This window comes from Arthrobacter sp. CJL-S3, from assembly GCF_056711635.1.
This window is the reverse complement of record NZ_CM160046.1, coordinates 1,378,738-1,403,548: the sequence shown is the minus strand read 5'-3', so window position 1 is coordinate 1,403,548 and position 24,811 is coordinate 1,378,738. Positions and strand designations below refer to the sequence as shown.

The 24,811-nt window shown below is 67.3% G+C and carries 22 protein-coding genes and 1 tRNA gene; 7 read left to right on the top strand and 16 right to left on the bottom strand.

Annotated features, from left to right (window positions below; translation table 11 throughout):
- Positions 1 to 89: 89 nt before the first annotated feature.
- Positions 90 to 2,318: an acetyl/propionyl/methylcrotonyl-CoA carboxylase subunit alpha gene (locus AC06G6_RS06245; protein ID WP_479827361.1), complete on the bottom strand. Its 2,229-nt coding sequence runs from the start codon at positions 2,316 to 2,318 to the stop codon at positions 90 to 92.
- Positions 2,319 to 2,325: 7 nt separating this feature from the next.
- On the bottom strand, positions 2,326 to 3,933 hold the full coding sequence (locus AC06G6_RS06240; protein ID WP_479827359.1) for a carboxyl transferase domain-containing protein: 1,608 nt from the start codon (positions 3,931 to 3,933) through the stop codon (positions 2,326 to 2,328).
- A 246-nt stretch (positions 3,934 to 4,179) separates the two neighbouring features.
- Here AC06G6_RS06240 and AC06G6_RS06235 point away from each other — a divergent pair, with 246 nt between their 5' ends.
- Complete coding sequence (locus AC06G6_RS06235) at positions 4,180 to 4,842, top strand: SACE_7040 family transcriptional regulator (RefSeq protein ID WP_479828558.1); 663 nt, start codon at positions 4,180 to 4,182, stop codon at positions 4,840 to 4,842.
- Between the two features lie 335 nt (positions 4,843 to 5,177).
- On the opposite strand, the gene AC06G6_RS06230 is transcribed toward AC06G6_RS06235, so the two are convergent.
- From AC06G6_RS06230 to pdhA, 3 genes are read right to left on the bottom strand one after another with little or no spacing between them, the layout of a single operon-like run.
- Positions 5,178 to 6,659, bottom strand: coding sequence for a dihydrolipoamide acetyltransferase family protein (locus AC06G6_RS06230; protein ID WP_479827357.1), 1,482 nt, complete (start codon positions 6,657 to 6,659; stop codon positions 5,178 to 5,180).
- Positions 6,656 to 7,666, bottom strand: coding sequence for an alpha-ketoacid dehydrogenase subunit beta (locus tag AC06G6_RS06225; RefSeq protein ID WP_479827355.1), 1,011 nt, complete (start codon positions 7,664 to 7,666; stop codon positions 6,656 to 6,658). Before AC06G6_RS06225 ends, AC06G6_RS06230 begins: the two co-directional genes overlap by 4 nt.
- Positions 7,666 to 8,844 carry a pyruvate dehydrogenase (acetyl-transferring) E1 component subunit alpha gene (gene pdhA / locus AC06G6_RS06220; RefSeq protein WP_479827353.1) on the bottom strand — a complete coding sequence of 393 codons (1,179 nt, stop codon included), beginning with the start codon at positions 8,842 to 8,844 and terminating at the stop codon, positions 7,666 to 7,668. Before pdhA ends, AC06G6_RS06225 begins: the two co-directional genes overlap by 1 nt.
- Positions 8,845 to 9,039: 195 nt before the next feature.
- Between pdhA and AC06G6_RS06215 the strand changes: the two genes are divergently transcribed.
- Positions 9,040 to 9,513: an Lrp/AsnC family transcriptional regulator gene (locus AC06G6_RS06215; protein ID WP_479827351.1), complete on the top strand. Its 474-nt coding sequence runs from the start codon at positions 9,040 to 9,042 to the stop codon at positions 9,511 to 9,513.
- Positions 9,514 to 9,646: 133 nt separating this feature from the next.
- On the opposite strand, the gene AC06G6_RS06210 is transcribed toward AC06G6_RS06215, so the two are convergent.
- Together AC06G6_RS06210 and AC06G6_RS06205 are read right to left on the bottom strand one after the other, a co-directional pair.
- The gene (locus AC06G6_RS06210) at positions 9,647 to 11,254 is read right to left on the bottom strand and encodes a solute symporter family protein (protein ID WP_479827349.1); all 1,608 of its coding nucleotides are present in this window, start codon (positions 11,252 to 11,254) and stop codon (positions 9,647 to 9,649) included.
- An 8-nt stretch (positions 11,255 to 11,262) separates the two neighbouring features.
- The gene (locus AC06G6_RS06205) at positions 11,263 to 11,643 is read right to left on the bottom strand and encodes a DUF485 domain-containing protein (protein ID WP_307458687.1); all 381 of its coding nucleotides are present in this window, start codon (positions 11,641 to 11,643) and stop codon (positions 11,263 to 11,265) included.
- A 227-nt stretch (positions 11,644 to 11,870) separates the two neighbouring features.
- Between AC06G6_RS06205 and AC06G6_RS06200 the strand changes: the two genes are divergently transcribed.
- From AC06G6_RS06200 to AC06G6_RS06185, 4 genes are read left to right on the top strand one after another with little or no spacing between them, the layout of a single operon-like run.
- Complete coding sequence (locus tag AC06G6_RS06200) at positions 11,871 to 13,088, top strand: sensor histidine kinase (RefSeq protein WP_479827347.1); 1,218 nt, start codon at positions 11,871 to 11,873, stop codon at positions 13,086 to 13,088.
- Positions 13,089 to 13,123: 35 nt separating this feature from the next.
- Positions 13,124 to 13,843 (top strand): LytR/AlgR family response regulator transcription factor, encoded by a 720-nt coding sequence (locus AC06G6_RS06195; protein ID WP_479827345.1) that lies wholly within the window; start codon positions 13,124 to 13,126, stop codon positions 13,841 to 13,843.
- The gene (locus AC06G6_RS06190) at positions 13,840 to 14,217 is read left to right on the top strand and encodes a DUF485 domain-containing protein (RefSeq protein WP_479827343.1); all 378 of its coding nucleotides are present in this window, start codon (positions 13,840 to 13,842) and stop codon (positions 14,215 to 14,217) included. The genes AC06G6_RS06195 and AC06G6_RS06190 overlap by 4 nt, the downstream gene beginning before the upstream one ends.
- Positions 14,218 to 14,224: 7 nt before the next feature.
- Entirely contained in the window at positions 14,225 to 15,691 is a 1,467-nt protein-coding gene (locus AC06G6_RS06185) for a sodium/solute symporter (RefSeq protein ID WP_479827341.1), read from the top strand.
- Positions 15,692 to 15,697: 6 nt separating this feature from the next.
- Here AC06G6_RS06185 and AC06G6_RS06180 read toward each other — a convergent pair whose 3' ends face one another.
- The 6 genes from AC06G6_RS06180 to rpsB form a co-directional block, all read right to left on the bottom strand.
- Positions 15,698 to 16,276 carry a DivIVA domain-containing protein gene (locus AC06G6_RS06180; protein ID WP_479827339.1) on the bottom strand — a complete coding sequence of 193 codons (579 nt, stop codon included), beginning with the start codon at positions 16,274 to 16,276 and terminating at the stop codon, positions 15,698 to 15,700.
- Positions 16,277 to 16,357: 81 nt separating this feature from the next.
- The gene (locus AC06G6_RS06175) at positions 16,358 to 17,278 is read right to left on the bottom strand and encodes a phosphatidate cytidylyltransferase (protein WP_479827338.1); all 921 of its coding nucleotides are present in this window, start codon (positions 17,276 to 17,278) and stop codon (positions 16,358 to 16,360) included.
- Complete coding sequence (gene frr / locus AC06G6_RS06170; protein WP_282380703.1) at positions 17,278 to 17,835, bottom strand: ribosome recycling factor; 558 nt, start codon at positions 17,833 to 17,835, stop codon at positions 17,278 to 17,280. Before frr ends, AC06G6_RS06175 begins: the two co-directional genes overlap by 1 nt.
- Before the next feature lie 122 nt (positions 17,836 to 17,957).
- Positions 17,958 to 18,695, bottom strand: coding sequence for a UMP kinase (gene pyrH, locus AC06G6_RS06165; RefSeq protein WP_307458704.1), 738 nt, complete (start codon positions 18,693 to 18,695; stop codon positions 17,958 to 17,960).
- A gap of 237 nt (positions 18,696 to 18,932) precedes the next feature.
- Positions 18,933 to 19,769 carry a translation elongation factor Ts gene (tsf, locus tag AC06G6_RS06160; RefSeq protein ID WP_307458708.1) on the bottom strand — a complete coding sequence of 279 codons (837 nt, stop codon included), beginning with the start codon at positions 19,767 to 19,769 and terminating at the stop codon, positions 18,933 to 18,935.
- Positions 19,770 to 19,922: 153 nt separating this feature from the next.
- Complete coding sequence (gene rpsB, locus AC06G6_RS06155) at positions 19,923 to 20,822, bottom strand: 30S ribosomal protein S2 (RefSeq protein WP_479827335.1); 900 nt, start codon at positions 20,820 to 20,822, stop codon at positions 19,923 to 19,925.
- A 414-nt stretch (positions 20,823 to 21,236) separates the two neighbouring features.
- Between rpsB and AC06G6_RS06150 the strand changes: the two genes are divergently transcribed.
- Positions 21,237 to 21,791: a M23 family metallopeptidase gene (locus AC06G6_RS06150; protein WP_479827333.1), complete on the top strand. Its 555-nt coding sequence runs from the start codon at positions 21,237 to 21,239 to the stop codon at positions 21,789 to 21,791.
- Positions 21,792 to 21,888: 97 nt separating this feature from the next.
- Here the strand turns inward: AC06G6_RS06150 and AC06G6_RS06145 are convergent, their stop codons facing one another.
- From AC06G6_RS06145 to AC06G6_RS06135, 3 genes are all read right to left on the bottom strand, one after another.
- The gene (locus AC06G6_RS06145; protein ID WP_479827331.1) at positions 21,889 to 23,079 is read right to left on the bottom strand and encodes an acyl-CoA dehydrogenase family protein; all 1,191 of its coding nucleotides are present in this window, start codon (positions 23,077 to 23,079) and stop codon (positions 21,889 to 21,891) included.
- Between the two features lie 295 nt (positions 23,080 to 23,374).
- Positions 23,375 to 23,448 (bottom strand) — tRNA-Ile (locus AC06G6_RS06140).
- Between the two features lie 83 nt (positions 23,449 to 23,531).
- Complete coding sequence (locus AC06G6_RS06135) at positions 23,532 to 24,728, bottom strand: glycosyltransferase (RefSeq protein ID WP_479827329.1); 1,197 nt, start codon at positions 24,726 to 24,728, stop codon at positions 23,532 to 23,534.
- Between the last annotated feature and the right edge of the window lie 83 nt (positions 24,729 to 24,811).

Sequence of the window (24,811 nt, the reverse complement as noted above, 5' to 3'; positions counted from 1 at the left end):
GTCGTGCTGTCGGTGGTGCTGTGTGGTCGTGCTGGCTGTGGTGCTTGTCTTAGGACTGCGGCTCCGGCCTGGGGCCGGCGCCGGGGTGGCTACTCCGCCGCGCCCATGGCGATGACGGCTTCCTCGATGGTGTCCTCGGCCTTGGAGGGCTCCGCCGGGTGAACGGGGTGGATGGTGGCGACGACCTGGTCCGCCTTCACGAGGTCCCCTGAGGCGATGCTGATGTGCACGGTTCCGTCCAGGGGCGCCACGAGCTGGTGTTCCATCTTCATGGCCTCCACGGACAGCAGCACCTGGCCGGCTGCCACGATGTCGCCGTTGCTGACGGACACCGACACCACGGTGCCCGGCATCGGCGAGCGCACGGCCGGGTCCGCGGCGCCCTCCTCGCGTTCCATCGCCGCGAGGACCCGGGCCAGCCGGGTTTCACGGGTGAGCACTTCAAGCCGGCAGGACCAGCCCTCGTTGCCGACGTAGACGAACTGCGGCCGGCCGGCCGGGGGGAAGTCCTGCCAGGCGGGAGCCTGCGCGAACCGGAGTTCCTCACCGTCGAGTTCCAAGTAGACGTCGTCACTGGACAGCCCCAGGACCTTCAACTGGTGCACCGGGCCGTTGTCGACCCGGACGGTGGCGTGACCGAGGTCAAGATTGCTCAGCCAGGTGACGGCCACGGTGGCCAGTCCCCCGCCGGGAACATCGAAGCTCATGGTCCAGGCCGCCGGGGCGCCCAGGCGCCAGCCGGTGGTGGTGTCCCAGGGGGAACCGACCTTCGCCGTCCCTTCGGCCAGGACCCAGAACGGCAGGGCCGCGGCGATGAGCTCGGCGTCGCCGATCCGGCGGAAGGAAAAGTCCGGCATCTTCCGCTCGATCAGGCCGGTGTCGAGCCGGCCGGCGCGGACGTCGGCGTCGTTGATCAGCAGGCGCAGATATTCGACGTTGGTGTCGATGCCCAGCACCGTGTAGCGGGCGAGGGCCGTGTCGAGCTTGTCCAGGGCGGCCGTGCGGTCCTGGCCCCAGGCGATGACCTTGGCGACCATGGGATCGTAGTCGCTGGAGATTTCCAGGCCCTTCAGGAGCGAGGAATCGATCCGGATGTCCGGATCGGCGGAGGCCGGGGTGAAGGCGTCCAGGTCGTCCATCGCGGTGAATATCTCGCCCCGCTCATCCAGCAGCAGCACCTCTCCACCCGAGGGCATGAAATTCTTCTCCGGGACTTCCGCATAGACGCGAGCCTCCACCGAGTGTCCGGTGAGCACGACGTCGTCCTGCCGGACGGTGAGTTCCTCGCCGGCGGCGATCCGCACCTGCCATTCGACGAGGTCGACGCCGGTGACCATTTCGGTGACGGGGTGTTCGACCTGCAGGCGGGTGTTCATCTCCATGAAGAAGAACTCGTCCGGGGCGTTGTCGGAGACGAGGAATTCCACGGTGCCGGCGCCGCTGTAGTTCACACTGCGGGCGGCGTTGCAGGCGGCCTCGCCCAGACGCGCCCGGACTGCCGCGCCGTCGGGCAGGGACTCCAGGAGCGGGGACGGGGCTTCCTCGATGACCTTCTGGTGCCGGCGCTGCAGCGAGCATTCTCGTTCGCCGAGGTGGATGACGTTGCCGTGGTTGTCCGCGAGGACCTGGACCTCGATGTGCCGCGGGGTCAGGACGAGGCGCTCCAGGAAGAGGGTGTCGTCGCCGAAGGCGCTGGCCGCGACGCGGCGGGCGGTCACCAGGGTGTCCGCCAGGTCTTCGGGGCGTTCGACGATGTGCATACCCTTGCCGCCGCCGCCGGCGGAGGGCTTGATCAGCAGCGGGAACCCGACGCCGGCCGCGGCCTCGATGAGCTGCGCGTCCGTCATGCCGGGTTCGGCGATGCCCGGGACCACGGGGACGCCGTAGCCGGTCACGTGGTTCTTGGAGCGGATCTTGTCGCCCATGACGTTGAGGGACTCGACGCCGGGGCCGATGAACGTGATCTCGGCTTTTTCCAGCGCCCGGGCGAAGTCGACGTTCTCGCTCAGGAACCCGTAGCCGGGGTGCACGGCTTCAGCGCCGGTGTCGCGGCAGGCCTGGATGATGGCCTCGATCTTGAGGTAGCTTTCCGCGGCGGCGGCGGGGCCGATCCGCACGGCGAGGTCGGCCTCGCGCACGTGCCGGGCGTCGGCGTCGGCGTCGGAATAGACGGCGACCGAGCGGATGCCCAGCGCGCGCAGGGTGCGGATGACGCGGCAGGCGATCTCGCCGCGGTTGGCGACGAGCACGGTGCCGAAGAGCGGTGTGGCGGCCCGGGATGTCACGGGCGCCGGCTGGGGCGTGGAAGAAATGGTCATTGCGGGCTCACATCCGGAAAAGGCCGAAGGAGGTCTCCGGCAGCGGGGTGCGGGAGACGACGTCGAGCGCCAGTCCCAGGACGGTGCGGGTGTCCGCGGGGTCGATCACGCCGTCATCCCAGAGGCGGGCGGTGGAATAGTAGGGGCTGCCCTGGTCCTCGTACTGCTGCTTGATCGGGGCCTTGAACGCTTCCTCATCCGCGGCGGACCATTCCTCGCCGCGGGCCTCGTACTGGTCCCGCTTCACCGTGGCGAGCACGCCGGACGCCTGGTTGCCGCCCATCACCGAGATCCGGCTGGCCGGCCACATCCACAGGAAACGCGGCGAGTACGCCCGACCGCACATGGAGTAGTTGCCGGCGCCGAAGGACCCGCCGATCACCACGGTCAGTTTGGGCACCCGGGCGGTGGCGACGGCGGTGACCATCTTGGCGCCGTTCTTGGCGATGCCGCCCTGCTCGTAATCCTTGCCGACCATAAAGCCGGAGAGGTTCTGCAGGAAGAGCAGCGGGATGCCGCGCTGGTCGCAGAGTTCGATGAAGTGGGCGCCCTTGAGCGAGGATTCGCTGAAGAGCACGCCATTGTTCGCGACGATGCCCACGGGGTGGCCGTGCAGCTTCGCGAAGCCGGTGACGAGGGTGGTGCCGTAGTTCTTCTTGAATTCGTGGAAGCGGCTGCCGTCGACGAGCCGGGCGATGACCTCACGGACGTCGTACTGGGCATTGACGTCGGTGGGGACGGCGCCATACAGCTCCTCCGGATCCGCCAGGGGTTCGACGGCGGTGTCGATCTCCCAGGCGGGGGCGGCCGGCCGCGGCAGGGTCGAGACGATGTCGCGGACGATCTGGAGGGCATGCTCATCGTTCTCGGCGAGGTGGTCAGTGACCCCGGAGATCTTGGCGTGCACGTCGCCGCCGCCGAGTTCCTCGGCCGTGACGATCTCGCCGATCGCGGCCTTCACGAGGGGCGGGCCGCCCAGGAAGATGGTGCCCTGGTTGCGGACGATCACGGTCTCGTCGCTCATAGCGGGGACGTAGGCGCCGCCGGCGGTGCACGAGCCCATCACGGAGGCGATCTGCGGGATCCGGGCCGCGGACATCTTGGCCTGGTTGAAGAAGATCCGGCCGAAGTGTTCCTTGTCCGGGAAGACCTCGTCCTGTTTGGGCAGGAACGCCCCGCCCGAGTCGACGAGGTAGATGCAGGGCAGCCGGTTCTCCAGTGCGATTTCCTGGGCCCGGAGGTGCTTCTTGACCGTCAGCGGGTAATAGGTGCCGCCCTTGACCGTCGCGTCGTTGGAGATGATTAGGACCTGGCGGCCGTGAACCAGGCCGATCCCGGCAATCACACCGGCGCCGGGCGAGTCGTCGTTGTACATGCCATTGGCAGCGAGCGGGGCGATTTCGAGGAACGGGCTGCCGTCATCCAGCAGCCGGTCGATGCGTTCGCGGGGCAGGAGCTTGCCGCGGGCCACATGGCGTTCCCGGGACTTCTCCGGCCCGCCCAGGGCGGCCGTGGCGAGGCGTTCCTTCAGCTCCCGGGCCAGCCCGAGCTGGGCCTCGCGGTTCGCGGCGAAGGCGGCGCTCGTGGCGTCCACCTGGCTGGCGATTGTCTCCATTGACTGCTTCCGTTCCTGGCCTTCATGCTGGGGGCCTGCGATGCGCCCGCTCCAGCCATTTCGGTTAGTACCGCATAACTGAGATTTAGGTTAGTCTCTATTAACTGTGATGTCCACCACGGCGCCACGGAAACGGCTGGATTTTTTGAAATGAGGGATGTGCCGGTGACCGAGACCAGCGAGACGAACACCACCGGCACGCAGCCTCCGGCGCCGCTGGCCCCTGCGGCACTGACCCCCGCGACCGTGGCCTCCGCGACACTGCCTTCTGCGACCCTCCCTTCTCAGGGCGCGCCGCCAACGACCCTGCGCAGCCAGGCCAAAGAGAACCGCCGCCAGGCGCTGCTGTCCTCGGCGGCCGCGCTCTTCGCCGTCGACGGGTTCAACCGTGTCTCGCTCGAGGACCTCGGCGCCGCCGCCGGTGTCAGCGGACCAGCGGTCTACCGGCATTTCGCCGGCAAGCAGGCCGTATTGGGGGCGCTGCTGCTGAGCGTCAGCCAGGAGCTGCTCGACGGCGGCCGGCGTGTCATCGCAGGTTCCGACGGCGCCGCCGTGGCGCTGCACCGGCTGGTGGAGTTCCATGTGGACTTCGCGCTCAGCAACCCCGACGTCATCCGCGTGCAGGACCAGGACTTCAGCAACCTCGCCGACGAGGACCAGGCCGAGGTCCGCACGCTGCAGCGGAACTACGTGGAGCTCTGGGTCGAGGTCCTGGCCGGGCTGCACCCGGGAACCGAGGATACCGAGCTCCGGATGCGCGCCCACGCCACCTTCGGCCTGATCAACTCCACCCCGCACTCGGTGCGCAGCCACGGGCGGCGGATTGCGGTCAAGCGGGCCCGGCCGCTGCTGCAGAGCATGGCACTGGCAGCCCTGATGGCCCCGGCCGTCCCCGAACCGCTCGGCTGACGGCTTCCCGCACGGCTCCGCCCGCGGCACCCACTGAGCACCCCCGGGCCGGTCGTACCCCTGGGCATCCGCCACGGGCGGCAACTCCGAGGCCAGCCGTACCCTGGGCATCTTGCACGGGCAGGACTCCGGGGGCACTTTGGCGCGGACACGCCGGCAGGTGGGCCGCCGACGTCGAACATCGCGCCCAAAGTGCCCCCGGACGGCGGACCCGCGCGCGAAAAAATCCCCGGAGAAGGACCCCCGTGTCACCCGCCGCAAGACAAAGCTGCCGGCTGCTCCCTCCAGAGAGGGTGCAGCCGGCAGCCGTGGGTGCAGGGGTGAGCCCGGGGTCGCTAGACCATGGCGAGGGCCATGCCCGGATCGGACAGCATGGCGCCAAGATCCTGCAGGAACCGTGAGCCCTGCTCGCCGTCGACCAGGCGGTGGTCGAAGGACAGGCTGAGCGTCATGACCTGGCGCAGCGCCACCTCGTCCTGGTATTCCCAGGGCATCTTCCGCACGGCACCGAGGGCCAGGATGGCGGCCTCGCCCGGGTTGAGGATGGGAGTGCCGGCATCGATGCCGAAGACACCGATGTTCGTGATGGAGATGGTGCCCCCGGACAGATCGGCCGGAGCGGTCTTGCCCGCACGCGCCGTGTCCGTCAGTTCGGTCAGCGCCGTGGAGAGCTCCAGCAGGGACTTCCGGTCGGCGTCCTTGATGTTCGGTACGGTCAGGCCGCGCGGGGTGGCGGCCGCAATGCCCAGGTTGACGTAGTTGTACTGGACGATCTCCTGCCGGGCTTCATCCCAGCGGGTGTTGAGCGTGGGGTGGTTCTTCAGCGCGATGAGCACCGCCTTGGACACCAGGGTCAGCGGCGTGAGCTTGTAGCCGGCAAACGCGCGGCTGGCCTTGAGCTTCGCCAGCAGCTCCATGGTCGGGGTCACGTCAATGGTCAGGAACTCGGTGACGTGCGGAGCGGTGAAGGCGCTGGAGACCATCGCGGCGGCGGTGAACTTGCGCACGCCCTTGATCGGCGTCCGGGTTTCCCGCTCGGCCAGCGCCGCGGCGGGCGCCTGTGCAGGCACGCCGGCCAGGTCCCGGGGTGCGACCGGGAGGTCTCCCCCGCCGACGAAATTGCGGACGTCGTCCCGGGTGATGAGTCCGAACTCCCCGGTGCCGGTGACCAAGGCGAGGTCGACGCCGAGATCTTTGGCGAGCTTGCGCACCGGCGGCGTGGACCGCGGGCGTTCCGCGGATTCGGACCCAGTCAGGGCCTCAACCGGCCCGGCCTCCGGAACCGAGGGAGCGACGACGGGTCGGGCCGCCGGAAGCACCGGGGCCGCTTCGACGCGCTCAGCCACGGGTGCCGGTGCAGGCGGGGTCGCCGTCACAGCCGTCGCGGCCGTTGCTGCCGGAGCCGTCGCGGCGATTGGGGCCGCGAAACTGCGGGCGCGGCGGGCCGGGCGGCCGGAGTTCTCGAGGACGGCGCCGTAGCCGACAAGGTTCGGCTCGCGTTTGGCGGGCGCGTCTGCTCCCCCGCCGCCGGCGGTTCCGGAGCCGCCGTCGGGACCGCCGTCGTCGCCCTCCACCTCGAAGGAGACGATCGGCTTGCCGACCTCCACCACGGTGCCGGGCTGTTCGTGCAGGGCCGCGACCACTCCGGCGAACGGTGAGGGCAGTTCGACGACGGCCTTGGCCGTTTCGACTTCGGCGATGATCTGGTTGAGCGTGACGGTATCCCCCACCGCGACCTTCCAGGCGACGATTTCCGATTCGGTCAGACCTTCACCGAGGTCCGGCAGCCTGAATTCCTTGATCATGGTGGCGCTCATCCTTCCAGCCCGCTCAGGGAGTTGGGGCGGCCCAGGGCGCGGTCGACGCCGTCCAGGATGCGGTCCAGGCCCGGGAGGTGGTGCATTTCAAGCTTTGAGTACGGGTACGGAACGTCGAAGCCGGTGACCCTGACCGGGGCAGCCTCGAGGTGGTAGAAACAGCGTTCGGTGATGCTCGCGGCCACCTCGGCGCCGATGCCGCCGGTCTGCGAGGCTTCGTGCGTGATGACCAGCCGGCCGGTCTTCCGGACCGAAGCCTCCAGGGTCGCGAAGTCCAGCGGGGCGAGCGAGCGCAGGTCGATGACCTCGATGGACACGCCTTCGTCGGCGGCGGCGAGCGCGGCGTCCATGGCCGTCTTGACGAGCGGGCCGTAGGCCACGAGCGTTACGTCGGTGCCTTCGGTGACGACGCGGGCCTTCTCCATCGACAGGGCGGCGCTGAGGTCCAGGGTCTCGTCGACCTCGCCCTTGTCGTGGTAGCGGCGCTTGGGTTCGAAGTAGAGCACTGGATCATCGGAGGCGATGGCCTGCTGGATCATGGTGAAGGCGTCCTGCGGGTTGGAGACGCTGATCACGCGCAGGCCCGAGGTGTGCGTGAAGTAGGCCTCCGGTGACTCGGAGTGGTGCTCGGGGGATCCGATGCCGCCGCCGAAGGGCACGCGGATGGTGATGGGCATCTTGACCGCGCCCTGGGTGCGGTAGTGCATCTTGGCGACCTGGCTGACGATCTGGTCGAACGCCGGGTAGATGAAGCCGTCGAACTGGATCTCCACCACCGGGCGGTATCCGCGGTAGGCCAGGCCCACGGCGGTGCCCATAATGCCGGACTCCGCCAGCGGGGTGTCCACAACGCGGTGCTTGCCGAAGTCCTTCTGCAGGCCGTCCGTGACGCGGAAGACACCGCCGAGGGCGCCGATGTCCTCGCCCATGAGGATCACCTTGGGATCGTTTTCGAGGGACTTGCGCAGGCCCGAATTGATGGCTCGGGCAAAGGTCATCTTCGTCATCAGCGTGCACCTTCTTCAGAAGCGGCTTCTGCGGGATCGCCGAAGGAAGCCAGGTAACGGGAATAGTGGTCCCGCTGGCGGTCCAGCGGGGAATGCGGCGTGCTGTAAACGTGCTTGAAGATGTCCATCGGCTGCGGCTCGGGCATGTTGATGGTGCCGGCCCGCAGTGCCTTGGCGACGGCGTCCGCTTTGGCGGCGACAGCTGTTTCGAGTTCCTCGGTGAGCAGTCCCTTGCGGTCCAGCAGCGACTTCAGCCGGGAGATCGGGTCCTTCGCGGCCCAGTCCTCGAGTTCGTTCGCGTCGCGGTAGCGGGTGGGGTCATCCGCCGTGGTGTGCGGGCCCATCCGGTAGGTGACGGACTCGATGAAGGTGGGTCCGCCGCCGTGGCGTGCGCGGTCGATGGCGATCCGGGTTGCCGCCATGACGGCCAGGACGTCGTTGCCATCGACCCGCATGCTGGGGATGCCGAAGCCTGCCGCACGGTCCGCGATCTGGATGTGCGACTGCAGCCGGACGGGCTCGGAGATGGCCCAGTGGTTGTTCTGGCAAAAGAACACGACCGGGGACTGGAAGCTGGCGGCGAACACCAGGGCCTCGTTGACGTCGCCCTCGCTCGTGGCGCCGTCGCCGAAATAGGCCACGGCGACCGAGTCGGCGCCGTCGTTCTGGATGCCCATGGCATAGCCGGTGGCGTGCAGGGTCTGGGCGCCGATGATGATCTGCTGGGTTGCGACGTTGACCGTGTAGGGGTCCCAGCCGGCCAGGGCATTGCCCCGCCAGGCTTTGACGATGTCCTCGGGGTTCACCCCGCGGCAGTAGGCCACACCGTTGTCGCGGTAGCTGGGGAAGACGAAGTCGTCGTCACGCAGGGCCCGGGCCGAACCGATCTGCGAGGCCTCCTGGCCCAGCAGCGGCGGCCAGAGGGCCAGTTCACCCTGGCGCTGCAGGGCGGTGGCCTCGGCATCGATCCGGCGGATGACCACCATGTCTTCGTAGAGCGCGCCAAGCTGTTCGTCGCTGACGTCCCGGACCCAGGGATCGAACTCGGGATGGCTTACGCGTTCACCCCCGGGGGTGATGAGCTGGACGAGATCCCCGCCCGTCCGCCTGTTTGATTCTGCACTGTTCCCGGGGCCCCCGGCGGAAATGCCGCCCTTGCCCGCGTCGTCGGTAAACACAGTAGTACGCACCTTCTGACGTCGTCTGACCGGTGCCCGCGGGACTCGTGATCCCGGTGCGCGCCGACCGCCCGGGCGCCGTTGCCCCGGATATCTGTGACCCTACTCACAATGCCCATTGGGTACAACCACCTGCGGATAAATTGAGCATTCTGCACTGTCTGGCGCCTTGGCACCGTGCTAATCTTGCGCATTATGCAACCCTTGGATGGCACCGACACCCGCCTACTTTCGGCCATGGCCCGGGACCCCCGCCGGACCGTGGTGGCGCTGGCCCAGAAGCTGGGCCTGTCACGGAATACCGTGCAGGCCCGGATGGCCCAGCTGGAGAAAAAACACGTCTTCCTGTCCTTTGAGCGGCGCATCAATCCGGCCTCGCTGGGCTACCCGCTGATGGCCTTCATCTCGGTGCACGTCCAGCAGCAGAAGCTTGGCACGCTGGCGGGGGAACTGGCCGATATTCCGGAGATCCTGGAGGGCTACGGGCTGACCGGATCGGCCGACCTGCTGCTCCGGGTGGTGGCGCTCGACGCCGAGGATCTGTTCCGGATCAACGGCAAGATCCTGGCGTGCGACGGCGTGGACCGGACGGATACCGCCCTGGCCATGGGTGAGCTGATCCCGTTCCGGATCCAGCCGCTGCTGGAACGCGGCTCCGCCGAGGGTTAGGAGTCCCCCGCCGCGGTTCAGCCGCGGGTCGCGGCGCGCGAAGCCCCGGACACCAGAACGGCAGGAGCCCCCGTGCGGTTGCACGGGGGCTCCTGCCGTTTGTCAGCCGGTGTGGTTCACCAGCGGTTGATGCTTAGTGGTCGGTGGCCTTTTCGGCGCCCACACCCGTGAGGGAGCGGACTTCCATTTCGGCCTGCTTGGTGATGTCTTCCACGTTCTTATCCAGCACCGAACCAAGCCAGCCCAGGAAGAACGCGAGCGGGATGGAGACGATGCCGGGGTTGCTGAGCGGGAAGATCGCGAAGTTGGCGCCCGGTATCATGGACGTCTTGGCACCCGAGACCACCGGGGACAGCGCGATCAGCAGGATCGCGGAGCCGAGGCCGCCGTACATGCTCCAGATGGCGCCCTGGGTGGTGAACTTGCGCCAGTATAGCGAGTACACGATGGTGGGCAGGTTGGCCGAGGCCGCCACCGCGAAGGCGAGGGCCACCAGGAACGCCACGTTCTGTCCGTTGGCGAAAATGCCGCCGATGATGGCCAGCAGGCCGATAACGACCACGGTGCGCCGAGCCACCTTGACCTCGGTGGCGGCGTCGGCCTTGCCCTTGGCAATGACGCTGGCGTAGATGTCGTGGGCGAACGAGGCCGCCGCGGTGATCGTGAGGCCGGCGACGACGGCCAGGATGGTGGCGAACGCCACCGCCGAGATGAAGCCGAGCAACAGCGGCCCGCCGAGGTGGAACGCCAGCAGCGGTGCGGCGGAGTTGACGCCGCCCGGGGCACTCTTGATCGTGTCAGCGCCAACCAAGGCCGCAGCGCCGAAGCCCAGGACCAGGGTGAACAGGTAGAACAGGCCGATCAGCCAGATGGACCAGACCACGGACTTGCGGGCTTCCTTGGCGGTCGGAACCGTGTAGAAGCGCATCAGGACGTGGGGCAGGGCCGCGGTGCCAAGCACGAGGGCCAGGGCCAGGGACATGAAGTCGATCTTGGAAGTTTCAGTCTTGCCGTACTGCAGGCCCGGGTTAAGGAGGTTCTGGTTGCCGGAGGCTTCCACCGCGCCGCCCAGCAGGGAGGAGAGGTTGAAGCCGTAGATGGCGAGGACCCAGAGGGTCATCACGGCTGCTCCCGCAATCAGGAGCACGGCCTTGATGATCTGGACCCAGGTGGTGCCCTTCATGCCGCCGATCAGTACATACATGATCATCAGGGCGCCGACGACGATGATGACCAGCGCCTGTCCGCCCCAGTCGCTGATGCCAAGGAGCAGGGAGATCAGGGTGCCGGCTCCGGCCATCTGGGCCAGGAGGTAGAAGAAGCAGACCACGAGGGTGGAGATGGCCGCCGCGATGCGCACGGGGCGCTGCTTGAGCCGGAAGGAGAGGACATCGGCCATGGTGAACTTGCCGGTGTTGCGCAGCAGTTCGGCCACGAGCAGCAGGGCGACGAGCCAGGCGACCAGGAAGCCGATGGAGTACATAAAGCCGTCGTAGCCGTTGATGGCGATGGCGCCGGTGATGCCCAGGAACGAGGCCGCCGAGAGGTAGTCGCCCGCGATGGCGGTGCCGTTCTGAGATCCGGTGAAGGACCGTCCTGCGGCGTAGTAGTCTGCAGCCGTCTTGTTGTTTTTGCTTGCCTTGACCACGATGATCATCGTGATCGCCACGAACAGGCCGAAGATGGCCATGTTCAGCAGGGTGGTTTCCTTGAGATCCGCAACGTTTACTGCGGGAACCATAAACGTCGTCATTTTTTAACCCCGGTGATCTGGTTGCCGTCTTTGTCGAATTCGTGGCCCTCGATTTCGTGGCGGATTTCCGCTGCGATCGGGTCAAGCTTCCGGTTCGAGTAGCTGACGTACCAGCCGGTGATGGCGAACGTGGTCACGAACTGAAGCAGGCCCATAATCAGGCCGACGTTGATGTTGCCCCAGACCTTGGTGGACATGAATCCCACCGCGTAGTCGGCCAGCAGGACGTAAGCGAAGTACCAGAGCAGGAATGCAATGGCCATCGGAAAGACAAAGCTGCGGTGACGCTTGCGCAGTTCCTGGAACCGCGGCGTCGACTGGACTTCCTTGAAGTCCACGGCCGCCGTGGCGTCCGTTTCTTGGGCTTCGTGACCCATCGTTCCTCCTCATTGAGACTTTTGCGTCCACACCGGCTGCCTTGGCCTGCTCCGAACAGCCCTCCGGCCAATGTGACTACAATCACTGTCTCCCGTGACGCGGCCAACATCCATGTCCGCCCGGCCCTGCGTCGCTCAGCGGTCGGGATGCTGCGGTCAGCGGTGCCTCCGGCACGGTTCGGCGCCCCTGCGGCCCCTGCCCGGCGGTGCCACGATACGCTGGGCCCATGCCCGACTCTCCCCTGTTCACCGCCGCCGCCATCGCCGTGATCGCGGCCGCGATCGCCGTCGTCGTCGCCGTTGGACTCAAGGTGCTCCGCTCCTTCCGGGAGCTTGGCACGGACGCCGAACGGGCCACGTACAAGACGCTGCACGCGGCGTCGCGCGCTGGCCAGCACCTGCGGACCGGCCTGAATCCTGCCGGTGCCGCCAAGGCCAGCCGGCAGCTGCGCAGCCTGCTGGGCTGCGACGCGCTGGCGATCACGGACACCAACGGCGTGCTGGCCTGGGACGGTGCCGGGGAGGAGCTCAAGCCGCTGCTGATGGAGCTCGCGGCCGGAGTGCTCGACGGCGGCCATACCGCCGTCATTCCGGCCGGCGAAGTGCAGGAACTCGCCCAGGGCCACGGCGCGGTGGCGACCCGCACGGACGTGGAACGCGCCGCGGTGATCGCCCCGATCAAGGCCGGGACCCGGGTGGTCGGCGTCGTGGCGGCCTTCGCCCCGGCGGCCGGTGCGGGGCTGGTCCGGGCCACCAGCGAGGTGGCCGACTGGGTGGCAACGCAGGTGGAACTGGCCGAGCTCGACGCGTCCCGCACGCTGCTGATGGAGGCCGAGGTGCGTGCGCTCCGGGCCCAGATCAGCCCGCACTTCATCTACAACTCCCTGAACGCGATCGCGTCCTTCATCAACACCGATCCGGTCCGGGCCCGGGAGCTGGTGGTGGAGTTCGCCGACTTCACCCGCTACTCCTTCCGCCGGCACGGGGATTTCACCACCCTCGCCGAGGAGCTGCGCTGCATCGACCGCTACCTGCTGCTGGAGCGGGCCCGGTTCGGCGACCGTGTGCAGGTGAGCCTGCGGATCGCCCCCGAGGTGCTGAGCACCGTGATCCCCTTCCTGAGCCTGCAGCCGCTGGTGGAAAACGCGGTCCGGCACGGCCTCGAGGCCAAGGAGGGCCCCGGCCACATCTCCATCACGGCCAACGATGCCGGCGCCTTCGCCGAGGTGACCATCGAGGACGACGGCGTGGGCATGGATCCGGAACAGCTGCAGGCTGTCCTTGCCGGGCACGGCGACGGCGAGCATGTCGGGCTGCGCAACGTCGATGCCCGGCTGCGGCAGGTCTACGGCGACGAGCACGGCCTGGTGATCGAGACGGCGCCCGGCGAAGGCACCCTGATCACGATGCGCGTCCCCAAGTCCCAGCCGCGCCACGATGCCTGATAGGGGCCCAACGCCTCCGGCGTTAGTCTTGGACCATGATTAACGTCCTCGTCGCCGACGACGAGCTGCCCGCCGTGGAGGAACTGGCCTTCCTGCTCGGCCGGGACGACCGGATCGGCACCATCCACCGCGCGTCCTCCGGGGCCGAGGCCCTGCGGGCCCTCGAGGCCGAGGAGGTCGACGCCGTGTTCCTCGACATCCACATGCCCGCGCTCTCCGGCCTGGACATCGCCCGCGTCATCGCGCGCAGCAGCAAGCCGCCCGCCGTCGTCTTCGTCACCGCCGATGAGGACTGCGCCCTGGAAGCGTTCGACCTGGCCGCCGTGGACTACCTGCTGAAGCCGGTCCGGGCCGAGCGGCTGGCGAAGTCGATCGGCAGGATCAGCGAGCTACTCAAGGACGGCGCCCCGCGGCCGGAAATGATCACCGTGGACCTCGGCGGCACCACCAAAATGATCCGCCGCGAAGACGTCACCTACGTCCAGGCCCAGGGCGACTACGCCCGGCTGCACACCGCGGACGCCAGCTACCTCATCCGGGTCCCGCTGGCCGATCTGGAACAGCAGTGGGCCGAAGCCGGGTTCCTGCGGATCCACCGCTCCTACCTCATCGCGCTGAACCATGTCAGCCACATGAAGCTTGCCGCCGCCCGGCCCAGCGTCACCGTGGCGGGGGCGGAACTGCCCATCAGCCGGCGCCACCTGCCCGCCGTGCGGGAAAAGCTCGAGGCCACCCGGATCCGGCCGCAGGCATGACCCGCGTCCGCGTCACCGCCCCCCGCACGATTCTTCCGGGAAGCGGGGCGCTGCCGGCCGCGCGCTCGGCCGCCGATTCGCGCGACGCCGCCGAGGAATCCGACGCCGGCCAGGTGTTTGTCCGCTCGCTGATCCGCTCCCAGCTGCGGCTTGCCGTAGTCGTGGCCGCGGGATTCCTGCTCATCCTGGTCGCGTTCCCGCTCATGCTGGGACTGGTCCCGGGCCTCGCGGAGTCAACCATTGTGGGTCTGCCCTTCGACTGGGTGCTGCTGGGCGCCGGGATCTATCCGGTGATCGGGCTCAGCGCCTGGCTGTACATCCGGACGGCGGCCCGGAACGAGGCCCGGTACCGGGATCTCGTCGGGGACAAGTGAGGCGACCGTGAACCCGGTCGTCGGCGTCGCGGCGTTCGCCGCCGTCTCGCTGGCCACCGCCGTCATCGGTTTTTACGGGCTGCGGATCTCGCGCACCACCGGGGACTTCTACGTGGCGTCACGGACGGTCCGGCCCTGGTGGAATGCCTCCGCGATCGGCGGCGAATACCTCTCGGCGGCGAGCTTCCTCGGCGTCGCCGGGCTGATCCTGCTCTCCGGCACGGACGCCCTGTGGTTCCCGGTGGGGTACACCGCCGGCTACCTGATGCTGCTGCTCTTCGTCGCCGCCCCGCTCCGCCGCTCCGGCGCCTACACGATTCCGGACTTCACCGAAGCGCGGCTGGACTCCCGGGTGGTCCGACGCGTCACGAGCGTCGTCGTTGTCATGGTCGGCTGGCTGTACATCGTCCCGCAGCTCCACGGCGCGGCGCTGGCGATCCGGATCACCACCGGGCTGCCGGCGTGGGTGGGGATGGTGGCCGTCGTCGCCGTCGTCTGCGTCACGGTGGTGGCGGGCGGCATGCGCTCCATCACCTTTGTCCAGGCGTTCCAGTACTGGCTGAAGCTGACGGCGCTGGCGGTGCCGATCCTCTTTATCGTCTTAGTGCTGGCGGACTCCGGAACGCCCCCGGTGGCGGAAGCGTCCGCGAACCCGACGGGCGCGGCTCCGGCGGGGATGTACCAGAACATTTCCCTGCTGGTGGCGCTGCTGTTCGGGACGCTGGGGCTGCCGCACGTGCTGGTGCGCTTCTACACGAACCCGGACGGGCAGTCGGCCCGCCGGACCACCCTGATCGTGCTGGGCCTGCTGTCGGTCTTCTACCTGTTCCCGACGGCGTACGGGCTGGTCGGCCGGATGTTCGCCCCCCAGCTGGCGCAGAGCGGGCAGTCCGATGCGCTGGTGCTGCTGCTCCCCGGGGAGCTGGTGGGCGGGATGGCGGGCGACCTGCTGTCCGCCCTGGTGGTGGCCGGGGCTTTCGCCGCGTTTCTGTCCACCACGTCCGGGCTGGTGGTCTCGCTCGCCGGGGTGATCAGCCAGGACCTGTTCGGCGGCAGTGTGAAGGGCTTCCGCCGGGCGGCCGTAATCTCGGCGCTGGTCCCGCTGGCCCTGGCGTCCATGACGGGTTCGCTCGCACTGGCAGGCAGCGTGGGGATGGTGTTCGCGTTTACCGCATCCACACTCTGCCCGGTGCTGCTGCTGGGCATCTGGTGGCGCGGTCTGACCGACACCGGGGCGATTGCCGGCATGGCGACCGGGGCGGTGCTGTGCGGCGGGGCCATGGTCGCAGGGGCCATGCTGGGTGCCGGCGGAACGCCGTCGTGGCTGGCGCAGCCCGCCGCGTGGACGGTGCCGGCCGCGTTTGCGGTGATGGTCCTGGTATCGCGGGCCACCAGGACCCGCGTGCCGCGCGGCATCACCCGGCTTATGACGCGGCTGCACACCCCGGAACGGCCGCTGGTCACCGAACGCTGAGCATGCTCAGTCGATCGCGGCCATGAGCTCGACCACGCGGTCCATGAAGGCGTCCACCTGGTTTTCCTCGTAGCCGTCCCTGCCGACGGCGGGACGGAAGACGGCGCGGCGGATATTGTCCACGCTCAGCGGCTTGTCCTCTTCGAGGTATCCGATCAGGTCGTGGCAGAGGTCATCCACGTCCGTGGTGTTGTAGCTGCGGGCCTTGGCCTTGGCGGGGCGCCGGAAACGCTGCCCGTCGGGGCGGTGCAGACGCCCGCGGAGCACGCCGGCGAGCCGGCCGATCTCGCGGAGCCAGGCTTCCTCGCCGCGTTCGGCCACGAGTTCGTCGCGTTCCCGCAGGGCAAGGGCATCCTCCAGCCGGTCCAGGGCCGCGTCCACGCCGGCCGCTGCATAGCCGCCTTTGATGGGGTCGAAGGAGACCGCCCTGACGTCCCCGCTCTTGACCGGCCGGGCGGCGGACGGGGGCGCCTCAAATGACACCCGTGCGCGCCGCATGAACTCGTCGACCTGCTTGGCGTTGTAGCCGTACTCGTTCCGCTGCACGCGGTCAAAGGACGCAGGGATCTGCCGTTGAATGTCCAATGTACTGTTGTTTCCTTCAATGCCGTTCGACTGGTTTGCCCGGCACCATTGTAGGGGCCGGAAGGTGGAAGAGGCGCTGTCTTACGCGCCGGCGAAAACGGAATAGAGGATGAAGGCCACCGGGCACGCGAAGACAATCGAGTCCAGCCGGTCCATGACCCCGCCGTGGCCCGGCAGGATGCTGCTCATGTCCTTGATCCCGAGTTCGCGCTTCACCATGGATTCGGAGAGGTCTCCGGCAGTGGCCGCGGCCACCATGCCCACGGCGAGGACGACACCGACCCACCAGGGCATGTCCAGCAGGAAGACGGCGGCGAGCACTCCGACGACCGTGGCGCCGCCAATGGAGCCGGCGAAGCCTTCCCAGCTCTTCTTGGGACTGATCTTCGGCGCCATCGGGTGCTTGCCGAGGGAGGCCCCGACGAGGTAACCGAAGGTGTCGTTGGCGACCACCAGCAGCAGGAGGGTGGCGATCTGCCACGCCCCGGGGGGCGCCACGCCGTCGGGCCACAGCCCTACCGGGGTCTCCCCCACAAAGGTGTGCAGCGGCAGCACGGCGAAACTGATCAGGAAAGGGATCCAGGCCAGGGTGAAGACACCGGCGAAGATGCTGCGCGCGGAACCGGCGGCGCCCTCCAGGGACCGCCAGATCAGCGCCGCGATGCTGCTGAGCAGCATCGCGAACAGGAGGCTTTCGGTGCCGCCGAAGTAAGCGGCGGCCGGCATCGCAACGGTGCCCGTCATCACCGGAGCAATCGGCAGCCGGGTGCCGGTGGTTTCCAGGGCCCGGAAGACTTCCCAGACACCGAAGACCGCGAAGGCGGTGACAATGAGCACGAACCCCAGCGGGAAGAACAGCAGTCCGCCGAGGACAATCACGAGCATGCCAACGCCCACCGCCGTGGCGGCGGGCAGGTTCCTTCCGGCCTTGGGCGTCGGATTCCTCCGCTGCTTCCCCCGCACCCGGACGTCCGGTCCGGGTTCCCCCTGTTCCTGCGCCATCAGACCTCTAGCAGCTCGGCTTCCTTGCGCTTGAGCAGCTCATCGATCCCGTCGACGTGAGCCTTGGTCATGGCATCCAGTTCCTTTTCGCCGCGGCTGCCCTCGTCCTCGCCGGCCTCGCCGTCCTTGACCAGCTTGTCCAGGGTTTCCTTGGCCTTGCGGCGGATGTTGCGGATGGACACCTTGGCGTCCTCGCCCTTGGACTTGACGATCTTGACGTATTCCTTGCGGCGTTCCTGGGTCAGGTCCGGGATGGTGATCCGGATGACGTTGCCGTCGTTCGACGGGTTGGCGCCGACCTCGGAATCGCTCAGTGCGCGCTCGATGTCGCGCAGGGCGGTCTTGTCGAAGGGCGTGATGAGGATGGTGCGGGCGTCCGGCACGGCGAAGGAGGCCAGCTGCTGCAGCGGTGTCGGGGAGCCGTAGTAGTCCACGAGGACCTTGTTGTAGAGGCCCGGGGTGGCGCGGCCGGTCCGGATCGAGGCGAAGTCTTCCTTGGCTACTTCAACCGCCTTGTCCATCTTTTCCCCGGCTTCGAGCAAGGTTTCTTCGATCACGGTCTCTCCTCAGAAATTGGTGCACCCGCCGCTGGCGGGATGCTGCACGGTCTTGGGTTGTGTTCCGTAGGCCTACCCCGGGTCCGGGGAGCGGAACTGTCCTGAAAACATCCTAGCCGTTGCTAGGGGGTGACGACGGTGCCCAGTTCCTCGCCCAGAATGGCGCGGGTGACGTTGCCTTCGCCTTCCATGCCGAACACGACCATGGTGAGGTTGTTGTCCTTGCACATGGTCATGGCGGTCTGGTCCATCACGCGGATGTCCCGGCGCAGGGCGTCGTCGTAGCTGAGGTGGTGCAGTTTCTCGGCCGTGGGGTCCTTCTTGGGGTCCGCGGTGTAGACGCCGTCGACGCCGCTCTTGGCCATCAGGACGACGTCGGCGTGGACCTCCATGGCACGCTGGGCGGCCACGGTGTCGGTGGAGAAGTAGGGCAGCCCGGCGCCGGCGCCGAAGATGACGACACGGCCCTTTTCCATGTGGCGGATGGCGCGGCGCGGGATGTACGCCTCGGCGACCTGGCCCATGGTGATGGCGCTCTGGACACGGGTTTCGACGCCGGCCTGTTCCAGGAAGTCCTGGAGGGCCAGGCAGTTCATGACCGTGCCGAGCATGCCCATGTAGTCGGCGCGGGAACGGTCCATGCCGCTCTGGGACAGTTCGGCGCCGCGGAAGAAGTTCCCGCCGCCGACGACGATCGCAACCTCGACGTCGGGGACTGCTGCGGCGATCTGCTTGGCCACGCCGCGGACGGTGTCAGGATCAACGCCGAGCTTCCCGCCGCCGAAGACCTCGCCCGATAGCTTCAACAGGACTCGGCGCCGGCTCTTCTTTGGCTGGACTGAAGTAGTGACGGTTTCCATGGTGCCTTCCCGTTGGTGAACTCTGAAAAAGGGTATCGTGCCGGGGCCCAAAGGCGTCATTCCGCCCGGACCCGGTGCTGCCCCGGGATGGCCTCCCGGTCCATGATGCTGCAGGCCTGCCTTGCAGGCATACCCTGTGCGCACACCCTGTGTGCATGCAAAAGGGGCGGCCACCGCAGTGACCACCCCCTCAGCGTGTCTGACTAGTGTCTGACGACGTGCCTGACTGGTGTCTGGCTAGGAACCGACGCGGAAACGCGCGAATCCGGTGCCCTTGACGCCGGCCTCTTCGAGGACCTGCGCGACGGACTTCTTGGCATCCTTGGCGAATGCCTGGTCGAGGAGAACCTCGCCCTTGTAGAAGCCAGTGACACGGCCTTCCACAATCTTGGTCATGGCAGCTTCGGGCTTGCCTTCAGCCTTGGCAGTCTCCTCGGCGATGCGACGCTCGGACTCGACGAGATCGGCCGGAACGTCCTCGCGGGAGAGGTAGTTCGGGGACATCGCAGCGATGTGAACGGCGACGTCGTGGGCTGCGGTGGCAGCTGCTTCGCCTTCGCCGTCAACAGCGAACAGGACGCCGACCTGGGCCGGGAGATCCTTGGAGGTCTTGTGCAGGTAAGCGTCGACCGTGGCGGCTTCGAGGCGGGCGATGCGGCGGACAACAACCTTTTCGCCCAAAACGGCGCCCTCTTCGACGACGACCTCGGACAGCGGCTTGCCGTCGACCTCGGTGGCGAGCAGGGTCTCGAGATCGGCAGCACCGGACTCGACGGCGACGGCCAGGACCTTGTCGGCGAGCTGGATGAACTTGTCAGCCTTCGCAACGAAGTCGGTCTCGCAGTTGACTTCAATCATCACGCCAACGCCGCCGGCGACCTTGGCGGCCACCAGGCCTTCCGCGGTGGAGCGGCCCTCGCGCTTGGTAGCGCCCTTGAGGCCCTTGATGCGGATGATTTCGATGGCCTTCTCGGCGTCACCGTTGGCCTCGTCAAGAGCCTTCTTGACATCCATCATGCCGGCGCCCGTGCGCTCGCGCAGAGCCTTGATATCAGCGGCAGTGTAGTTCGCCATGTGAACCCCTCTGTCTAGAAATTTTAATGTGGTGTACGGACTGACAGGACGGCAGCTCACACGGTGAGCGGCCATCCTGTCAGTTCCCCTTACGCGCAGGGCGTGCGGGGAGATCCGGATTTATTTGTCAGCTGAGAAAAGCAGCCTGTCTGACTACTTGGCTTCGCCGGCGGCGTCGTCGGCAACCGGAGCGGCCTCGGCAGCGGCGGGTGCCTCTTCAGCTGCCGGAGCGGCTTCTGCGGCGGGTGCCTCTTCGGCGGCCGGAGCGGCAGCAGCCTCTTCGGTCTTGCTGCCTTCGAGGAGCTCGCGCTCCCACTCGGCCAGCGGCTCTTCCGGAGCTTCCGTGGTGCCGGTGGCGCGCTGGTTGCGGGCGATGAGGCCCTCAGCAACGGCGTCAGCAACAACGCGGGTCAGCAGGTTGACGGAGCGGATGGCGTCGTCGTTGCCCGGGATCGGGAAATCGACTTCGTCGGGATCGCAGTTGGTGTCCAGGATGGCAACAACCGGGATGTTCAGCTTCTTGGCTTCGTCGACAGCAAGGTGTTCCTTCTTGGTGTCAACGATCCACAGCGCGGAAGGCGCCTTCGTCAGGTTGCGGATACCACCGAGGTTGGTTTCCAGCTTCGTGAGTTCGCGGCGAAGAAGGAGCAGTTCCTTCTTCGTGTACGCGGAACCGGCGACGTCGTCGAAGTCGATCTCTTCGAGTTCCTTCATGCGCTGGATGCGCTTGGAGACCGTCTGGAAGTTGGTCAGCATACCGCCGAGCCAACGCTGGTTGACGTACGGCTGGCCAACGCGGGTGGCCTGCTCGGCGATGGATTCCTGTGCCTGCTTCTTGGTGCCGACGAAGAGGACGGTGCCGCCGTGTGCAACGGTGGCCTTCACGAACTCGTAGGCGCGGTCGATGTAGGACAGCGACTGCTGCAGGTCGATGATGTAGATGCCGTTGCGCTCCGTGAAGATGAATCGCTTCATCTTCGGGTTCCAACGGCGGGTCTGGTGTCCAAAGTGGACGCCGCTGTCAAGCAGCTGGCGCATAGTTACGACGGGCATGCCGGCGCTCCTTCCGGCAGGTCATTCATGAGAGAGCCCATGGGCTGTCTTACCCTGCCAATAGTTGACGGTTATATAGCAACGCCCAGGCGGGCGGTGCTCCTGGCATCCACTGCGCTTCTCCACCGGACCATAGGCCCGGACCGAAAGAAGCACAGTCCTCCGCACCCTGAAGAGTTCAAGCTTCGAATGAGGAGGGCTGGATACGCGTAGTCAGCTGCTGCTCCCCCGCACCCCTGAATGAGGCGTGCCGGCTTGATCAAGCGTGAGGGCACAGCAAACTGCTCCACCAAGTGTACTACAGGGGCGGTGCAGGACTGCACGGTTCCCGGGGCCTGCGGAGGGGCCTCGGCGTTGTCCACATACGCCGGCGGGGTGCTTCCGCCGACGAGGTGGCAACAGCAGGCTGGGTTCATGAAGACTCCGGCGTATGCTGCCATCCTGGCTGCCGCACTGCTTTTGGTGCTCTCCCCCGTGACGGCATCCGCCGGTCCGGTTCCCGGTCCGCCGACGGACCCCTCGGCCAGCGCCGGCACGGTGACTGCCGGGTGGAGCTGGCCGCTGAATCCCCGGCCGGGTGTGCTGCGCGCCTTTGAACCGCCGGCAAAACCCTGGCTGAGCGGGCACCGCGGCGTGGATCTGCGGGCGTCACACGACGGCGCCCCGGTCACCTCGCCGGCGTCCGGCACCGTGAGCTTTGCCGGCATTGTGGTGGACCGTGGTGTCATCACTGTCGACCACGGCAGCGGATTACGGAGCAGCTTCGAAGCGGTTCGCAGCAATCTCAGGGCGGGCGACGCCGTCGCCCAGGGGGATGTCCTGGGCTGGATCCAGCCCGGCCACTGCACGCCGGCGCCCTGCGTCCACTGGGGCATTCGCCGCGGCCCGGACTATCTCAATCCGCTGGCCTTCGTGACAGACCTGCGGCCCTCCGTCCTGCTTCCTCCCCTCGATCCCGCACCCGGGTAGGGGTGGGAGGGCGGATCAGGACTAAGGGCCGCGGGCGGTGGTGCCGGCCGCCGGGCGCCGGGCGTCTTGGGGCCGCCGCGCGCCTTGGGGCCGTTTCCTAGACGATCGCGGAGATGCCCGTGATCGCCCGGCCTGTGACGAGGGTGTTGATCTCGTGGGTGCCCTCGTAGGAGTAAATGGCCTCGGCATCCGAGAAGACCTTGGCCATCTCGTAGTCCGTGACGATCCCGTTGCCGCCAAGGATGCCGCGGCCCAGGGCAACACTCTCGCGCATGCGCGCCGTGGTGAAGGCCTTGGCCAGCGCCGACTGCTCGTCCTTGGCCTGGCCGAGGTCCTCCAGCTGGGAGAGCCGCACCATCATGCCCATCGAGCTGACGGCGTTGCCGAGGATCTGCACGAGCTGGTGCTGCACCAGCTGGAAGGAGGCAATCGGGCGTCCGAACTGGCTGCGCTCGACGGCGTAGCGGCGGGCAACGTCAAACGCGGCGAGCTGCTGGCCGACGGCCTGCCACGCGACGGAAAGGCGGGTGACCTTGAGGACCTTGTTCGTGTCGCGGAAGCTGTTGGCGTGGGCGAGCTTGAAGAACTCGGGGACCACGACGTTGTTGAGGGTGATGTCGGCGTTCTGCACGGTGCGCAGCGAGATCTTGTTTTCGATCTTGGTGGCGCTGTAGCCCTCGGTCTTGGTGTCGACGAGGAACCCCTTGACCTGGTTGTCGGCGAGGTCCCGGGCGTAGATGACGACCCAGTCGGAGAACGTGGCGTTGCCGATCCAGCGCTTTGCTCCGTTCAGAATCCAGCTGTCCCCCTCCTTGCGGGCGGTGGTGCGGGTGCCGCCGGCGACGTCGGACCCGCCGAGGGGCTCGGTGAGGCCGAACGCGCCGATTTTCTTGAGCGAGTAGATGTCCGGCAGCCACGCTTCCTGCTGCTCCTGGGAGGCCAGAGCCTCGATGGAGCCGGTGAAGAGTCCGTCGTGGACGCCGATGAAGGTGGCAATGGAGGTGTCGGCGCGGGTTGCCTCGGCGTGCATGATGCCCGCGAAGAGGTTGGAGTAACCCTGCCGCCGGACCGGGCTGACGAGGTCGATCTCGGCCAGCTTCGGAATCAGGTCCATCGGGAACTCGGCGCGGTTCCAGCAGTCAACGGCGATCGGCTTGACCTCCCGGGCCAGGAAGTCGCGGACCTCCGCGAGCCGGTCCTGCTCCTTGCCGCTGAGCAGCTGCTCGAACGAAAAAAAGTCGCCATCGGCGTACGGGAGGTTGTTGATGTCGATGTCAGCTTTGGACATGGTGTTCCTTCACGGGAGATCAGCAGCGACCAGGAGAACGCGGGCGTTGCGCCGGCAGAATGTTACTCACCAGTAACTTACAGCAGGTGGGAAGGGCATCGCAAGTGACGGAGGACATGCGGACGGCAAGAACAGGACGGAATCCCCCGCGGGGCTATGAGGACCGGCGCCGGGTCGGGACATCGCGCGGCCGGATGAATCAAGCAGCCGGATAAATCAAAAGGAGCCGGGCCGGCGTCGAACGCCGGCCACGGCTCCCGTGGAGGCGGTTCCCTCATGGGGTTCCGCGGAAATGTAGGGCTACTCGGACTTGAACCGAGGACCTTAGGATTATGAGTCCCGCGCTCTAACCAGCTGAGCTATAGCCCCTTGCGCCCGGAAATCGTTCCCTGCCCGCGCGGGGCCGGACGGTTTCCGGGCGAAAATCACTCTAACAATAGTAGTGCCCCGGTTCAGACAACGAGGTCGTCGTAGCTGGCGCCCCGGTACAGATCCTCAAAGGCCTGCAGGGTGTGCTCGAGACTGTGGTTCTCCACCAGGCCCCGGCTCGCCTTGCCCATCGCCGCCAGCTCATCGGCGGGGAGCGACAGCACCCGGACAATCTTGGCTGCGAGGTCATCGCTGTCATTGGGTGTGAACAGGTAGCCGTTTTCGCCGTCGTGCACCAGATGAGGGAGCGCCATGGCGTCCGCCAGCAGCACCGGCGTGGACGCCGACATGGCTTCCAGGGTCACGAGCGACTGCAGTTCCGCCGTGCCGGGCATGCAGAACAGGTCAGCGGCCAGGTAGGCCTGGCGGAGATCGGCATCGCTGGCCAGTCCCAGGAACGTGACCCGGTCCTGCAGCCCGAGCCTGGCAACCTGGTCCTCCAAGGCCGGGCGCACTTCGCCGCCGCCGACGATCTCGAGGTGGACGTCCAGCTCCCGGGGCGTCTTGGCGACAGCGTCAACCAGGACATCGATGTGCTTTTCCTCGGCGAGCCGGCCAACGAACAGCACGGTGGGGCTCGGGTGGCGCTCCAGCTCCTCCCCCGGCTTGAGTTCGTAGGCCGCGGAGTCGATGCCGTTGGACAGTGGTAGGACCTTGCGGAGGAAGGCGTGCTGGTGCATCGCCTTGGCCGCCAGCGGCGTCGGGGTGGTGACGACGTCGGCCTGTCCCATGACCTTGCCCATGTCCTTCCAGGAAATGCGTCCCACAATATCCTTGAACCACTGCGGGAACGGCAGGAACGGGTTCAGGTTCTCGGGCATAAAGTGGTTGGTCGCCACGATCCGGATACCGCGCTTGACGGCCTCGTAGAGCACGTGCTCGCCGATCATGTAGTGGCTCTGGATGTGCACCACGTCGGGCTGGATCCGGTCGAACAGCAGGCTGATTTCCTTCTTGATTTCCCAGGGAAAGGTGATCCGGAAGTATTCGTGCGTGGGAACTGAGTGCGAGCGGATCCGGTGGACCGTGCCTTCGTCGCTGAACTCCGTGTAGCTCTTGCCTTTGTCCGGTCGGCAGGCCAGCACGTGAACATCGTGTCCGCGCGCTTTCATGCCTCGGGCCAGGCGGTAGCCGAACATGGCCGCGCCGTTGACGTGGGGCGGGTACGTGTCCGCGGCAATCAAAATGGTCAGCGGGTGCTGGTTGTCAGGCATGGTCACGTGGAGGGCTCCTGGTGGTCACGATGCGGGCAGCGGGGACTTGTGGTGGCCGGCTGGCTGCCGGCGCAGGCGTGCCGGGCCTG